The organism is Mesorhizobium sp. AA22 (assembly GCF_001672375.2).
Taxonomy (GTDB): domain Bacteria; phylum Pseudomonadota; class Alphaproteobacteria; order Rhizobiales; family Rhizobiaceae; genus Mesorhizobium; species Mesorhizobium wenxiniae.
Genome location: NZ_CP048406.1, coordinates 6390497 through 6405890 on the forward strand (window position 1 = coordinate 6390497; position 15394 = coordinate 6405890).

Consider the following 15394-nt stretch of genomic DNA (forward strand, 5'->3'; position numbering starts at 1 on the left):
GGCGGTATGACGGGCGCTTCAGGGTCCGGGCGGACCGGGGCGAGCATGGAAGGTTTGCGGCCGAGCAGGGCGCCCTTCCGCCCTCGCGCAGGACGCGGGCCTGCCATTGTCGAGACCGGTTCGATCCGGCCGCCCCGCGGCGCGGAACGCGGCCTTGAAGCGAACGGCCGCCGGTTCAGGACCGCCTAAAGCCCGAGGGAGGACCGGCACGGGACCTCGATTTCGACATGGGAACCGAAGGACAGGCGGTCATGACCATCTGCCAATCGCTGGTGTCGATCCTGCCGTATCGCTGCCTCGACCACAATCACCACGATGGTCGCTCGTAGTGCGTGCAGCATGCGGCACCGCCCACCTGTCGCTTGGACAGCGGCGTCGCTAGACCTGCTCGCTCATGTCAGCGGCTTCGCCCTGCCGGTCGAGGAATCTGGCGATCGACTGCTCCTGCCGTGCGAGCTTGCGCGACAATGCGTCGATCTCCGGCTTGCTCTCTGCGGTCAGGGCTGCGAGCTGGGATCGATAGCGCTCGAGGAACGCGCCGGGATCGGGTGCCTTGCCGCGTCGATAGTGCGTCCGCCGTGGGAGCAGGCCGGGGATCAGCGCGGTCATCCGGCGCGTGATCTGCCGGTCCACCATGTCCAGCTGGCGCTGTGTTTGCCGGCGCGCCTCCTCCATCCGGGAGAGCTGACGGCGCAGCTCGGGCGCGAGAGTCATGGCGACCCCCTCCCCCGCCAGCCAATAAAGCTCGACGGACCGGCATAGACGGCATGACGGGCAGGGTCGATGACGAAGCCGAACCGGCCGATGTCGTATTCGTCGGCAGGGACGAGGAAGCGACGTTCCTCGGTGCCGGGGCCGCGTTTGCCACCGGGCGTGGCGACGCAGTCGACGAACCCTTTCTGCTGGTCCGACGTGATCGCTGAAACGACGATCCAATCGGCGGCATGTTCCAGCTCGAAGGCACGTTGGTCCTTCGTGCGGGACTCGCCCGCGGCAAGGGCGGTGCCGAAGATCGCTTCCCACACGTCCGGCCAGGAGTCCTTGATGGTCCGCTCGGCGCAGCGGCGCTCGAAGGCGGTGAACAGATGCGGAAAGGAGATGGCGACGATCGCCCAGCATTCGTCCTCTTCGTACCAGCCGTCACTGGCGCGGAGCAGAGGTTGGACTTCTCGGTTTGGATCCGGGGAGACATGGAAACCGCCGTGACCGGCAGCCGAATAGAAGGTCACACCGTCCGCGTAGATGGTTGCTCGCTGTGACGGTCCCCATGGAGTATGCGCCGGGGACCGGTCCTCGCGCTGGTCGAGCGACAGCTTCTCGCGCTGATGTTGGGCCTGTTCCAGCACCTTCGCCCGGAAGGATGGCTCGTCGGCAATCTCGCCGGAATGGCCGTAGAAGTCCAACCGGATCCATTCCGACATGGGCCGGCGAATCCGCCAACCGCTAGCGAGATAGTGCCGGCCGTCGCGAGCGGGAACCATCGCGAAAGCATGCTCTCCGACCAGAGCGACGAGCATGCGGTCGGCGCTGCGCCCGAAAAAGGCCCCGGACGAATGCGGGGCCTCGATCGAAGGGGGTGCGGTTTCGAGGATCCGGGTCATGCCGCGGTCCCCCCGTCGACGACATCGGCCGCCGCCTCGTCGGCCGTGACATCCTCGAGCACGGCTTTGGGATAGCCGTGCTGCGACAGCCAATGTTGGGCGGCGGCGCGATGGGAGCGAGTTGGACCAGCTCGGCATGGTCACCAGCACGGTCGAACACGCGCACGGAGCCAACCGGAGGGCGCTCGACGATGGTGAAGCGCAGGCTGGAGCCACGCGAGAAGGTCCGGTGGACGCGGATGGCGATGACGCCGCCGGCGCCGAAATCGGCCTCGTGCAGAGTGAAGCTTCCGCTGGAGCCAAGCGTGCCGGCGTCGCCACCATCCTGTTTGCGGATGAGCCGTCCCTGGCTGTTGCTGTTCTTCCAGGCGGCGAGCTTTTTGGCATGCCGTTCCGGCGGCCGCGGCGTGCCGTCGGACCAGGCGACCATGGCGCCGGTCGGCGCGGATTCTAATATCGTATGCGCGGACATGATGTCCTCCATAGGTGGGCTGGAAACGAAACCGCCGCCGGGCGAACCCGGCGGCGGCGTAGTGATTGAAAGAAGAAGCGGGGCGCTACTCAGCGGCTTCCCGATAGCCCTCCTCGATCTCGTGGTCCTCGGGCGCCTGGTCCTCGCCGCCGACGCCCCCGGCGTCAGGCACATCATCCTCCTCAACCTCCGTGACGGCGCTCTTAGCGAGCCATTCGGCAAGGCTGATCGCATCGGGGGCAAACAGCGCCGCCGGGTGAACGAAATGGCCCTCCTTGAAGTGCTCGACGAGCGCGGCGCGCGTGTCCTTCACGCGGGCGCGCGGCAGTACCGGCGTATCGTTGCACGAGCCTTCGAGCGCCGGACGCGACAGGCAGGAGAGGAAGTCCTCCGTGCCCATATTGGCGAGGAAGCCGTCCGCGCCGATCGTGCCGCCGGCGACGATTGCGACGATGCCGGACTTGCTGATGCCTTCGCGGCATGAGAGCACGTCGATCAGGACGCCGCGCGCCGCGATGCGCAGCGTGTCGGTGTCGAAGGCGAACTTGCCCTCGGCATCGAACAGCGCAGCCGCGTGCCGGCCGAATCGCCCGCCGAAGCGGAAATCGCCGCCGGCCCCGGAATCGACCCGGACGTTTTGCCCCGCGAAGGCAAGGACGAGCAGCGCGAGCAGGGTGTCATCCTCGATCGGCGCCCGCGACAGCGCCTCATGCAACGCATCGGTGCGCAGGTCACCAATCATCTCGATACCCTTGCGGGTAACGTCGGGGCGCGGTTTGGAGACGACGATCGTGTCGTTGGCAGCATCGCCCGCTTCCGAACCCCTGGCCTTCTTCTTGGCCTCGGGCATGCGGAGGTGGACCGTCTTCACCTTGCCCTCGCGGTCAAGGTACATCGTAGTGTGGTCCGACTTCTTGGGCGTGCCATAGACGCGCTCGGCCTTGGGCGGCAGCTTGACCTCGCCGTAGTTACTGACCTCGGCGAGGACGCCCTTTTTCGGAAGGTTCTGCGTCATCCACTCCTGTTGGGCGCCGAGGAAAGCGTCGACGTCCATGGTGTAGCGGGTGTCCTGGTCAGCCGGGGCGAACAGGTCCTCGACCCAGGCGATACCGTAAGCCTGAGCGAGGTCGTCGCCGAAGCTGGCATCGCGCGCATACATGCGGGTCTTGGCGAGAGCGTTGGCGACACTCGACCACGAGACCTGCGGGTCGCCTTTGGACGGCTTGTTGGCCTTCCAGACCTCCTTCTGATCCTCGAGCGAGGCGGCCGCGATCGTGCGGAGCTGCCGCTCGTCGGGCATGTCGCCTTTGGCCATGTGATCCAGCATCGCCGGCAGCACATTGGCGAGCAGGCGCAGCTTCTTGATCTGGCGCACCGACTGGGCGAGCGCGATGCCGATCGCCTCCTCGGTCCACCCGAGCGCCACGAGACGTTCGATAGCGCGCCATTGGTCGACGGGATTGAGTTGCTCGTGCGCGATCGTCGTAACGAGCGAGCGCATGGCGCCGCCATCCTCTGCCCGAGGCACGACCAGAACGGCGATCTCCTCGAGGCCGGCGGCGATCGCCTGCTTCACGCGACGGTGGCCCTCGTCGATGACGAAGCCGTTGCCGCCATCGGATTCGGCAGCGACGACAGGCGGCTGCACGATGCCGACAGCCTTGATCGTCGCCAGCAGCAGGGCATCGGCCTGCGGGCTGGACTTGGAGCGGCGCGCCTTGTCGGGATTGTCCTTCAGCGAGCGCGGATCGACAAACTTCAGTTCCATGGGAATGCTCCTTGGAGGTTGTGGACGCGGCCCATCGCCGGTCCTGTCTCGTCTTCTTTCCGAAGACATCCCCCGGCCCGCGGAGCGGGCGGGCCGGTGCAATTGCGCCCGAGCATTCCTGCCCGGCTGGCCAAGCGGGGCTTCTTCAGCCCTGCGCGGGACGACGGGCCGGAATCGCGACTGGGGCGATTGAGCGCCAGCGTCGGCGGACCACCCGATCTGCGAGCAGTCCTCTCTTTCTTCCTGGTCCTTTCAGGCCGCCCTTGCCTCTTCCGGCCTCACCCCGTCGATATCCTGTGCCAGCGACGTTTCGATTTCGGCCAGCTGCCGGCGCTTGGCCGCGAGTTCATCCGAGAAGGCAAAGGCTCCGCCCTCGCGGGAGCGATAGGCGGCAAGCCGACGCTCAGCCTCCGCAAGCCGATGACGGGTGCGCTCCTGTTCTTCATCCAGGTTGGACAGAACGTGTTCGAGCTTCGCGATTGCGCCCAATGGCGTCGTGGTGACGGGCAGTTCGATTTCCGTCTCGGCTCCCGTGCGCACCAGCATGGTGGCATAGCGATAGCCGTCCTTGCCGAAGCGCTGGCCCGAATATGCGAGCTCGAATCCGCCGACTGAGGCGATGACGGTCTCGTCTTCGTGCTGAAGCTGCACGAGGGTCAGAATCTCCTTCATCAGAGCCCGTCCGGCGAGCTTGCGCTCATTGACATCTCTTCGCCGACGCGCATGCGGAAGGCCTCGCCCGTGGTGGGAACGAGGCGCGCGAGGTCCTGGCCGATCTCGCCGATCCGGCGCGTCGCATATTCGATATCCCGCTCGGCATCGCGGATCTGCCGGCGGATGGCGAACTGGTCGTCCTGATGTGCGGACCGTAGCCGCTCGAGCCGCGCGATGTCGGCTTCAAGACCCGCCTTTTGCATCAGCCGCGGATCGCCCGAAGCAATAGCCTTGGCCATGGCGAACTGGTTGGCCTGGCCTTCGCCGAGGTCCTCGAGCCGGCGAACCGACGTGTCGCCCGACAACGCGGCCGCGATGAACCGGGCCTTGCGCTCATTGTTCTGCCACATCTGCGCATCCATCGAACCCTCGGTGGCGTAGGCGAAGATGTCGATGACGTCGTGCTGGTTGCCCTGGCGAAGGATGCGACCCTCGCGCTGCTCGATCTGCGAGGGCAACCAAGGCACGTCGAGATGGTGCAGCGCCTTGAGGCGGAGCTGTGCATTGACGCCGGTGCCCATGGTGTCGGAAGAGCCAATGAGGAAGCGCACCTTGCCCGCACGGACGTCGCCGAACAGCCGCTGCTTGGCCTCGGACTTCTTGAAATCCTGCATGAAGGCGATTTCGGACGCCGGGACGCCCCTGCGCACCAGCTCGTCGCGGATCCAGCGATAGGCCGAGAAGCCGCGGGTCTTCTCGACGCTGATCGTGCCGAGATCGGAAAAGATCATCTGCGCAGCGCCCGGCAGCTCGAACGGCTTGCCGTCGGGGCGGACATAGTCGTTGCCGGCGGTTTCCTGCCAGATGCGGAAGGCATTGGAAACAAGGTCGTTGAGCTTGTTGTCCGCCTCATTGTCATTGTCGGCATCGACCAGGCGCAGGTCGATCGCCGCGTGGCGGCCATCTGTGATGACCGACATCAGAATATCGTCGCCCGGCTCGGGCGGCCCTTCGCGTTGTTCGATGGCCTTGATCCGGGCATCGAGCAGGACCTGATAGCGCTTGAAGGCGGCTGACGGCTTCGAGGTCCTGATCTGCCGTGTACCGGTCGAGAGCGCCGGCACCTTCACGTATTCGCGCAAGTCCTCGGGCATCACTACATCCGCGAAGGAGCGGAACATGGCGATGAGCTCGGGGACGTTGACGAAGGTGGCGAAGCGCGTCACCGGCTTGTACTTGCCGTTGGGCTGCAGTTCGAGCTCGGTGGTGACGTCGCCGAAGGTCGAGGCCCAGGCATCGAACTCGTGCAGCCCACGCTCCAGCAGCGCCGCGTAGCCGAGATAGCGCTGCACCGAGAACATCTCGCCCAGGGTGTTGGTGATCGGCGTGCCGGAGGCGAGCACGAGCGCTCGGCCGGGATTCTTCGTCTCGACGAAGCGGGACTTCACATAGAGGTCCCAGGCGCGTTGCGAGCCGTTCGGGTCGATGCCCTTCAATGTCGACATATTGGTTGCGAAGCTGAGCTTGCGGAACTCCTGCGCCTCGTCGACGATGATCTGGTCGATGCCGATCTCGGAGATCGTCAGCAGGTCATCCTTGCGGGTGGCCAGCGACTCCAGGCGCTCCTTGAGGCCCTCCTTCAACCGCTCGAGCCGCTTGCGCGAGACGCGATCGCCGCTCTCGACCTTGGTCAGCAGCGTCTCGTAGAGCTCGAGCTCGTCGTGGATCATCTGCTGCTCGAAGGCGGAGGGCACGCTGATGAAGCGGAAGGCGGAATGGGTGATGATGATTGCGTCCCATGTCGCGGTTGCCGCGCGCGACAGGAAGCGATGCCGCTTTTCCTTGATGAAATTTGTCTCGTCGGCGACGAGAATACGAGCGGTCGGATAGAGCGCCAGGAATTCTCGCGCGGCCTGCGCCAGGCAATGCCCGGGCACGACGAGCATGGCTTTGGCGATGAGACCGAGCCGACGTTGTTCCATGATGGCGGCGGCCATGGTCATGGTCTTGCCGGCGCCCACGGCATGGGCGAGGTAGGTCGCGCCGGCCGCGACGATGCGCCAGATGCCGCGTTTCTGGTGCCGATAAAGAGAAAAGGCGCCCGAGGCGCCCGGAAGGTTGAGATGGTCCCCGTTGAAATGCCGGGGCGCGATGTTGTTGAACCTGTCATTGTAGACCCGCGCCAGCCGGTCGGTCCTGTCGGGGTCGGACCAGATCCAGGTCTGGAATGCCGCTTTGATCTTGGTGAGCTTCTCCTTCGCGGCCTCGGTCTCGACGACATTGAGCACGCGCTTCTCGGCCTGGCCGTCCCTGATAATGTCGAAGATCTGCGGAACCCGGCTGTTCAGCGCATCGGCGACGAGTTCGCCGGCATGCCGGCGTTCAGTGCCCCATTCCGAGGTGCCGGTCGCCATGTAGCAAAGTTGTCGTGCCTCGACCGTCCATGAGGCGAGCTCGGGCATGTGGTGGATCCTGATCTCGGCGCCCATCGTCTCCTTGACGAAGGCCACGACATCGGCAGCCGAAATCCAGGGTGCGCCGAGACGCGCGGTGATATCGGACGGGCCGAGATCGGCCGGCTGGACCTCGACCAGGGCGCGGACATTGCGCTCGAAGACAGGATCGAGACCGGCAGCCGCTTCGGCCGACTTGAGCTTGTCGCGGACCTGGCCAGAAAGATAGGCATCGGCGGTCTGCCAGGAGCCGGACTCCGGGTCGCGATAGATGGCGTCGCCCAGTTCGGCGATGACAGCATCGGCGTCCGCATGCAGTATCTCGGCGATGAGATCAAACATCGACATGGCCGCGCTCGTTGAGAACGACGGCCAGGGCATCGGCGGCCGAGGTGATGATGGGCGCCGAGGGCGGTGCGATTACTCGTTCGGTGAAGATCGGACCGGGCCGGGCCGTGTCGGTCTCGAGGTCGTAGTCCTCGATCGAGGCGACCAGCCAGCAATCGGGATCGTCGAGAAACGGTTGCAGGTTCGCACGGCGATGCGTCTCGCGCACCTCACCGGTCTCGGGATCCTCGCTGGTGGAGACGACCGTGGTGTTGATCGGCCCGAAGGCGCGCACGAAGTTCGACCAGGCGATGCGCAGCTTGATCTGCGCCGGCTTCCAGGGTCGGTCGAGCTCCTGGGCCTTGAGAACTTCGCGCACCGCATCGCGGATCGGGATCAGCTTGCGGATAATGCGCGCATGCTTGTCGGGCACGCCGTCGGCGCTGCGCCCCTTGCGCAGGGGAAGAGTCACCGGACCCCCGTCGACCATCTGCATCAGCGCCGTATTCGACGCGATGAAGTAGCCGCCCTCACGGATCGCGGGAGCGTTGGGAAGCGACTCCCCTGCCCCGTCGATGTCGTCGCCGTCGCGGTCGATTGCCTCGGGCTCGCCGTCATAGATGGCTTCCGGGAGACGGGAGATCGCCGCAGGGAGCCCCTCCGCGAGATCGACGCCCGGATGCGGCAGGCAGGTGTAGGCCTCGCCGAAAGGACCCGACGTGACGGCATGCGCGCCGAGCACAAAATCGGGATGCCCGGCGAACCAGCGGTTCACGCGGATCGCAATCTCATCGCTATCCGCAGGGCGGACCTCGTCGGTGTCGAGCCAGGTAACGTCGCCCTCGGCCTCTCCCGGCTTGCGCTTCCGGAAGAACAGGATGTCGACCACCACATCGGTGCCGGCATCGGCCTGGAAGCTGCCCCGGGGCAAGCGGATTGCGGCGACGAGATCGGCGGACTTCGCGATATGCTCGCGAGCCGAACAATCCGCCTTGTCCATCGTGCCCGCGCTCGTCACGAAGACCGCGAGGCCACCCGGCTTCAGAAGGTCGATCGAACGGGCGATGAAATAGTCATGCAAGCGCAGTCCCATCGACCGATAGGCGCGGTCCGAGCGGACAGTGCGATCCGAAAACGGCGGATTGCCGATGGCGAGGTCGAAACTGGCCGTCAGATCGGCGCGCGCGAAGTCGGCGTTGACGATACGTGCCCGTGCCTTCAACAGGCGAGCGATGCGGGCGGTCACCGGATCGATCTCGACGCCGGTGACATGCACCTGGTCGCGCAGTTCCGCCGGCAACAAGGCGGGGAACAGGCCAGTGCCGATGCCGGGTTCGAGCACCCTGCCGCCGCGCCAGCCGAGCCGCTGCAGGCCGGACCACATCGACCGGACGATGAACTCCGGCGTGAAATGGGCATACTGCGTGCAGCGCGCCAGCGAGGCATAGTCCTGACGCGACACCGCGTCCTCGAGCTCGGCGCCGATCTCGTCCCAGCCGTCCCGGAAAGCGGTTTCGCCCGGACGCCGGAACACGGCATTGGCGAGGTCCGAGGCTCCGAAGCCGGTGAAGCGAATGAGCCGGGTCTGTTCCTCGGGCGTTGCCGGCCGGTCCTCGGCCTCGATTTCCGCGGCGAGCCGAATGGCGGCGAGATTGTCGCGGGCGCGCTGCTTCCAGCCCTTTGCCAGGCCGCGATCGCTTTCGAGAAAGAAGCTCTGGCCGCGAGCCGTGGCTGTATTGACGCGCCCGTGTCCGGCGGGCTGCATGAGGGGCTTGGCGTGAGCAGCCGGGGCTGGAGGCCGTTCGTCCACAGGAACCCCGGCTTCGAAATCGCTGCCGAAGGCGGTGACGCCGAGACCGGTGCCGGACGAAAGCGCGGTATTGCCGAAGAGGTCGATGGTGAAGGGATCGTCATTGGACATTGGAAAGTCTCCATACGTGAAGGCGTGCACGAACCGCCGGCCGAACAGGTCCGGCCGGGCGATCGGCGTCGCGGGTTTGAAAAAGTCAGCGGGTGATCAGCGAGAGCGCGATTTCGGTCTCGGTGAGCTGCACATTGAGGTGGGTGGCCCGCATGCTGCGGTTGAAGGGCGGGATCAACCGCTCGGCCTCGATGAACTCGATACCGTCATCGGCGCCGAAATGGCGGCGCTTATAGTCCCACCAGTCGCCGTCGCCCTTGGGATGGCACTGCTCGGCATAGACGACGAGGGCGCGCGATCCTTCCGCCAGTTTGCCGTTGGACATGATGTAGACGCCGTCGTCGCCGACCAGCCAGAGGCCGGGCTTCTCGCCCTCGCCGGGGCGGGTGCCGTAGTAGGGATTGCGAAAGCCGCCATTGGCGGCAGCATCGGCAATGCCGCGATCGACGACCTTGCGGACGGCAAGAATCGGAAATGTGAACATCGCTCACACCTCACGCCGCTACGCGAATGGGGAGGTGCCGCAAATGCACCGGCAGCTTGGCCGCGATCTCTTCCTCGGTGAGATCGTCGAGCAGCTTGAGCTCGGTCCGCCCCAGGCCATAGACGAGGATGGTCCGTTTGCCGCGATGCCGGGCTAAGAACCGGTCCCCGGCATAGCCACGATATTCGTCGTGCGTGGCGCTCCAGACATGCTCCAGGCGTTCGTCATGCGTCATGGCCTTCACCGGCCAGGACTCGCGCTCGACGATGGCGTCGCGCATCTCGACCGGGGAACGCGGCTGCGCCAGGTCGCAATAGGCGTGGAAGTGGCGGGTCTTGCCGTCGATGCGCAGCGTGTAGAAGACACTGGTGACGCTGTCGGTGAGGAACTCGCGCATGGCGAACATTTCCCCGCGCATCCAGAGCGGCGGCAGGATGTCGAGCATGTAGTCGTGCCCGGCGCGCGCGATCTCGAACCACTCTCCGGCGAACAGGGCGCTGTCGTCGTTCTGCCAACGATCGGGCCGCTGGGCATGGCGGTTGAACAGACGGAACATCTGCCGGCGGTCGGCGACACCGAAGTAGATCTTGCGGATGGAGGATTGGAGGGTCATGGGGAGGCTCCTGGCCACTTGCGGGCCGGAGCGCGGTTCATCCCTCGCGGATCACCATCATCTTCAGCCCTTCCGGACCCCTCCCCCGCGGCCGCCTCTCCGCCCGGGCGGGTCAAGGGCCGGCGCAGCCGGGCGGAGCTTCACCCTTGACGCGCCCGGCGGGCATGCGGCAGTCGGCCTCCTTCCTCCATTCCTCTTGCTTCCGCCCTCACTTTCAGATCGGCGTTCCAGTCAGCCGCCACGGGGCGCAGCCGCTCGGCGCCGCATCCGACCTCCTCAGCAAGGGCGAGAAGCCTGCCGGCATAGATGTCGCCCTGCTTGTTGTTGTCAGTGGCCGCGACGAGCTGGGTTTCGGGTCTGATGGCGAGGGCGCGGATCGCCGCGTCGGTCGCCGGCGACCAGCCGCCACCGGTGCTGGCATAAAGCGTGTCTGGTCTGCTTGCCTCGATCGCAGCAAGGCTCATGGCGTCGATGGCGGCTTCGGTCACGCAGACGCGGCCGGCTTCTGCCGGACCGAGCCGGAACAGCACCTTGCTGCCGCCCGTCGCAAAGCCGCGCCATTCCGGGCCGCGTTCCTCCCAACCGGTGACGATGCCGGCCGCATCGGTATGTGCCGCCCACATGCTGCCATGCGGGCCTTCGCGCAGGTCGTTCCGAGTGATCGCGGTGCGGATCACCGGTTCAGGAATATGCCGATCGTCGCGCAGGTAGCGCCAGGTCGCCGATCCGCGCCATGGCTTGCGACGGGCTCGCCAGCGTTCGGGAATGGAAAGATCCGGCTCGCGTTCCCGGGGCTGCCGCGTCCAAGCTGGCTCCGAGGCCACGAAGCCGACCAGGGATGCGACCTGAACGAATGCTTCCGGGAAATCGCAACCGTCCAGATGCTGGACCAGCGAATAGACATCGCCCTTGGCGTCCGAAAGCGGATCGAACCAGCCCTTGCCGTCATGGATGACGATGATGATTGCGTCCCCGCGGCGATGTTTCATCGCCCTGCGCGTGCTCTCCTTGAGATCGAGCGCAAACCCGCAATGCTCCAGTACGGCGCCGCAGGGCACTTTTTCTTTCAGCTCTTCCAGTTCTGCTTTTTCCATATTCGCCTGCACGTCCCCTGACGCGCTCCTTCCTATCCGATTCCCGCCCCAAGCTTATGGGGCATGAAACCGGATGCCGCGAAGAGCAAGGCGGGCAAGGGCGCGGCCGGCAACCCGGCGATAGTGCCGGGTTTCCGGAACTGCAGGCCGCGGCGCAGCTTCCCTTGCCGGCCGCAGCGCGCAAGCGGCAACACCACCTGCCATCAGGTACCGCCGCGCTCTTCCTCCGCCCGTCTGTGTTCGACCCATCGCCGGATCGCGGTAAACATGCACCCCGTCCTCTTCGCACGACAGCCCCAGTGCGCGTCAGGGATGGCTGCCCGAACGGGTGAAGACCCCTTTGGGGCTTCAGCTCCGCCAACAGCCCGGCCCGCAGGGCGACGCCAATCACGAAGTTCGGGTTAAAATGCGAGCGCCGCCTGTGCAGATGCTTTGCGCGGCTGCGAAACCACGAACGTGCCGGCAGGCAACGGCCGAAGCAGCTCTTCTTCCAAGCAGGTCCGGTCGAGCCAAGCCATTCGCTGATCGCGCCGCAGCACCGCCATCTGCCGGTCGTGGAAGGGCGCCACGTCGTCGTTCGCCTCGATCGTCAGGATGGCATAAGCCTCAGGCCAGTCCCGTGTCGCCGGGCGCCAGACTCCAGCGAAATAGAACCAGTCACCGTCGGCGAGCGAGAAGCTATAGGCCTTGCCCCTACTCCGGTGCCGGAACTCGGATGCCGGAACGAGGCAACGGTGACTGGGAAACGTCCTGCCCTCAGCGCGCACGACGGTGAAGGGCCTGCCTCCAACTTCGCTGGGCTGAAGGCCCCAAGGCAACTCTGCCATCTCAACATCGCCGCCGTCGCTCCGTATGATGACGCGACGTTCGTCGAGCAATTGCGTCGGAATCGAAAACCTTCGCGCTCATAATCGCGAGAACATTACAAGAACACGATCGCGGTGCAATGCGCTGGAACGGAGGACTGATGTGCAATGACTATCGATTGACGGTGGATGTCGCTTCGATCGTGGAGGACTTCGCCGACCTGAAGATCAAGATTCGCTTCGGAGAAGGTGCGCCGAACCTCCAGGCGCGCGAGGACATCAAGATCACGGACGTGGCGCCGATCATCAGGACTATTGAGGGCGTCCGGGGCGAAGGCGATATGATGCAACGTCGCTGGAGCTGGCCCGGACCGAACAAGCGGCCGGTCTATAATTTCCGTTCAGAGGGCCGGGAGTTCTCGTCAAACCGGTGCCTCATCGTGGCGGACGGCTTCTACGAGTTCACCGATCCGATAGACCCCCAGAAGAAGCGAAAGGACAAGTGGCTCTTCACAAAGAAGGACGAGCCGATCTTCTGCATTGCTGGAATCTGGCGTGACACGCCGGAGGTCGGCGAAGCCTTCACCATGCTGACGATGGAGCCTGGGCCCGATATCGCGCCCTATCATGACAGGCAGATTGTTATCCTCGATCGCAGCGTGTGGACGGACTGGCTTGACCCTACGGTGTCGGCGAAGTCGCTGATCAAGACCCTTCCACCCGGCACACTGCAGGTAGAGCAAGTCGGGTGACTTGAAGCGAAACGGCGCCCGATGTCGATCAGGGATAGGGCGGGGAGCGCACCACCTGCCGGGCTGGCTTGTCCTGACGCTCGCCTTGGTACGAGACCTGGCGCAGGAGATTGTCTTCCGTCCAGGTGAGATAGGTGACCTCGACCACCACTTCAGGCCTGACCCAATGCACGCGCGACAGCTCAAGCGGCGAGCCGAACCGGCTCTCGCGCGGCGGCGGAACGTCGAGGGGCATTCGAGCTGTCTGAAGTGGCCCAAGCCGGCGAGCCAATCGCTTGAGCTCTGCAACCGCGATGCCCGTGCCGGCGCGGCCCGCGTACAGCAGACGACCATCATCGGTGTAGTAGCCGAGAAGCAGCGAGCCGATATGCGGGCGGCTTCCAGTCGGATCGGTCCAGCCGACGACGATGAATTCCTCTCTGTTGAGACACTTTGACTTGACCCATAGGCCGCGATTGCCCGATGCGTAGGCGCTGTCGATCCGCTTTGAGATAGCGCCCTCGAGTGCAAGCCGGCAGGCGTGCTTGCGGAACGCAGGCCCGTCGCCGATCACGTGATCGCTGAAGCGCAGGCCGGGCATGTCGGTCGAAAACAGGCCTTCCAGTCGCGCCTTGCGGTCGATGAGCGGTAGCTTCGCAATGCTTTCTCCGTTCAGGAACAGAAGATCGAAAGCAAAGAAGGCAAGATCGCCCGTGCGGCCCTCGTCCATAGCGGCCTGCAGGCGGCTGAAGGAGGTGACCCCGTCTGCCCGAACGGCGCACAGCTCCCCGTCGACATATGCGTCTTTCACCGAGAGCGCGCGGAGGGCCGCTATCGTCGCTTGATAGCGATGCGACCAATCGAGGCCGGTGCGGGTGAGCAAGCGGATGTCGCCGCCGTCGATCCGCGCGTGCATGCGGTATCCGTCGTACTTGATTTCGTGAAGCCAATCGGGGCCGTTGGGCGCTTCGTCGACCAGGCGCGTCAGCTGAGGCTCGATCCATTTCGGCGGATGCGTTCTATTCGGCTTTGCCGGATTCACCGTCTTCCACGCCAATTCAGATGAAGCGTCGTCATGCGGGCCAGACTACCACATGATGACGGTATGCAGGAGTTCCTCCGCGAAATCCTGAGGGCGGACCCGCGCGAGGCGAAGCCATGAATCCCGATGCTCAGATCATCGCGGCATTCCCCACGTGACCGGCTCGACCTGTTCCTCGCCACGGCCAATCGGATCGGAGTTCCGGTGGGCAATGTCGAAAGGATTTTTGGGTCTGCTGGCCCTCAATTCGCTCTACCACGACCGGCCTGCGGGCGAGCCACGGCTGCTTTAGGGCGGCACGTCGCTGTCAAAAGGCTATGGCCTCATCCAGCGTTTTTCCGAGGACATCGACGTTGCCGTGGTCCGCGACGATCTCGACGAGGCTGCCTCCGTCGAAGAGCTTGAGGGACTGTCGAACAAGAAGCGCCGCGCCAAGCTCGACACTATCCGGGACGCCTGCCGTGCGTATATCACAGGCCCGCTGCGAGACTTCCTCACCGCCCAACGTGCCGACATTACGAACGGCACCGGACGGGTGGAGCTCGACGAAGCCGATGCCGATGATCAGACCCTGCTGCTCTGGTACCCCGAGGTCGAGCCGCGTGATGGCGCTTATGTGCGACCGGCCATACGCCTCGAGTCCCTGTTGGCATAGCGCCCGGGGCGGACTGGCAGGGCTCGGGAACGTTATGCACTTCGATCCAGGCGGTCGATCTCATCGGGCGTTCGCCCCCGCCGCTCGCGATAGCGTGGCAGCGACCATCCCTTATGCAACGCCATGCCGCGCACGAGCAGCCCGGCAATGAGACCTGCCCCGAGCACGACCTCGCGACTTAATCCGATATTCGTGAGCACAACAAAGACGATCGCCCCAGCAAGGGCTGCCGTGACATAGACTTCACGGGAAAGCACTATTGGACTTTCATTGCCCAGCACGTCACGAATGATTCCGCCGAAGGTGGCCGTGACCACTCCCATAGCCACCGCCACCACCGCCCTGAGCCTGCAAGCAAAGCGCGCTCCGCACCCGTGACAGCGAAGAGTGCCAAACCGAGGGTCATCGAGCCACAGGAGCAAGCGGTAGCGACTCTGCGGGATGTGAGCGGTGAAAAACACTGCGCATGATACGATGACGCATGCGAGAAGAACGGCAGGCTCCCGCACCCAGAAAACGGGGCTCAAGCCCAGAAGAAGGTCGCGCAGCGTGCCACCGCCGATGCCCGTCACCGTGCCGAGCAGGACGAAGCCGACTACGTTCATTTGCTTGCGCGAGGCGACCAGCGCGCCCGAAATCGCAAAAACGATCAAGCCTAGCCAGTCGAGCAGTGCGGCGGCCTGTCGAAGGGCATAGGAATCTTCCGCTTGGGTTTGGCGACCGCAGCGCGTCCTTCGCTGCTGCATACGCTCGACTACGCGTCAATACAGAAC

At 65.0% G+C, this 15394-nt stretch carries 9 protein-coding genes and 4 pseudogenes; 2 read left to right on the top strand and 11 right to left on the bottom strand.

The window, feature by feature from the left end:
* Window positions 1-378: 378 nt before the first annotated feature.
* The 9 genes and pseudogenes from A9K68_RS30170 to A9K68_RS30210 form a co-directional block, all read right to left on the bottom strand.
* On the bottom strand, window positions 379-714 hold the full coding sequence (locus A9K68_RS30170; protein ID WP_065008865.1) for a hypothetical protein: 336 nt from the start codon (window positions 712-714) through the stop codon (window positions 379-381).
* On the bottom strand, window positions 711-1601 hold the full coding sequence (locus tag A9K68_RS30175) for a hypothetical protein (protein ID WP_065008866.1): 891 nt from the start codon (window positions 1599-1601) through the stop codon (window positions 711-713). The genes A9K68_RS30170 and A9K68_RS30175 overlap by 4 nt, the downstream gene beginning before the upstream one ends.
* A pseudogene (locus A9K68_RS32180) lies at window positions 1598-2073 on the bottom strand (hypothetical protein). The gene A9K68_RS30175 and the pseudogene A9K68_RS32180 overlap by 4 nt, the downstream one beginning before the upstream one ends.
* 85 nt (window positions 2074-2158) lie before the next feature.
* A complete protein-coding gene (locus A9K68_RS30185) occupies window positions 2159-3841 on the bottom strand; it encodes a ParB N-terminal domain-containing protein (protein ID WP_065008868.1) in 1683 nt (560 codons plus the stop codon).
* 252 nt (window positions 3842-4093) lie between these two features.
* A pseudogene (locus tag A9K68_RS30190) lies at window positions 4094-9196 on the bottom strand (DEAD/DEAH box helicase family protein).
* A gap of 85 nt (window positions 9197-9281) precedes the next feature.
* Entirely contained in the window at window positions 9282-9680 is a 399-nt protein-coding gene (locus A9K68_RS30195; RefSeq protein WP_065008869.1) for a DUF3085 domain-containing protein, read from the bottom strand.
* Between the two features lie 10 nt (window positions 9681-9690).
* Window positions 9691-10293 carry a DUF1419 domain-containing protein gene (locus A9K68_RS30200; RefSeq protein WP_065008870.1) on the bottom strand — a complete coding sequence of 201 codons (603 nt, stop codon included), beginning with the start codon at window positions 10291-10293 and terminating at the stop codon, window positions 9691-9693.
* A 140-nt stretch (window positions 10294-10433) separates the two neighbouring features.
* Window positions 10434-11387 carry a DUF3991 and toprim domain-containing protein gene (locus A9K68_RS30205; protein WP_065008903.1) on the bottom strand — a complete coding sequence of 318 codons (954 nt, stop codon included), beginning with the start codon at window positions 11385-11387 and terminating at the stop codon, window positions 10434-10436.
* Between the two features lie 401 nt (window positions 11388-11788).
* Window positions 11789-12299 (bottom strand): annotated as a pseudogene (locus A9K68_RS30210) (SOS response-associated peptidase).
* A gap of 55 nt (window positions 12300-12354) precedes the next feature.
* On the opposite strand from A9K68_RS30210, the gene A9K68_RS30215 reads away from it, so the two are divergent.
* Complete coding sequence (locus tag A9K68_RS30215; RefSeq protein ID WP_065008871.1) at window positions 12355-12945, top strand: SOS response-associated peptidase; 591 nt, start codon at window positions 12355-12357, stop codon at window positions 12943-12945.
* A gap of 28 nt (window positions 12946-12973) precedes the next feature.
* Here A9K68_RS30215 and ligD read toward each other — a convergent pair whose 3' ends face one another.
* On the bottom strand, window positions 12974-13966 hold the full coding sequence (gene ligD / locus A9K68_RS30220) for a non-homologous end-joining DNA ligase (RefSeq protein ID WP_065008872.1): 993 nt from the start codon (window positions 13964-13966) through the stop codon (window positions 12974-12976).
* 126 nt (window positions 13967-14092) lie between these two features.
* On the opposite strand from ligD, the pseudogene A9K68_RS30225 reads away from it, so the two are divergent.
* Window positions 14093-14609: pseudogene (locus tag A9K68_RS30225) on the top strand (nucleotidyl transferase AbiEii/AbiGii toxin family protein); the annotation flags it as partial.
* A gap of 44 nt (window positions 14610-14653) precedes the next feature.
* Here the strand turns inward: A9K68_RS30225 and A9K68_RS30230 are convergent.
* Window positions 14654-15367 carry a trimeric intracellular cation channel family protein gene (locus A9K68_RS30230; RefSeq protein WP_280952214.1) on the bottom strand — a complete coding sequence of 238 codons (714 nt, stop codon included), beginning with the start codon at window positions 15365-15367 and terminating at the stop codon, window positions 14654-14656.
* Between the last annotated feature and the right edge of the window lie 27 nt (window positions 15368-15394).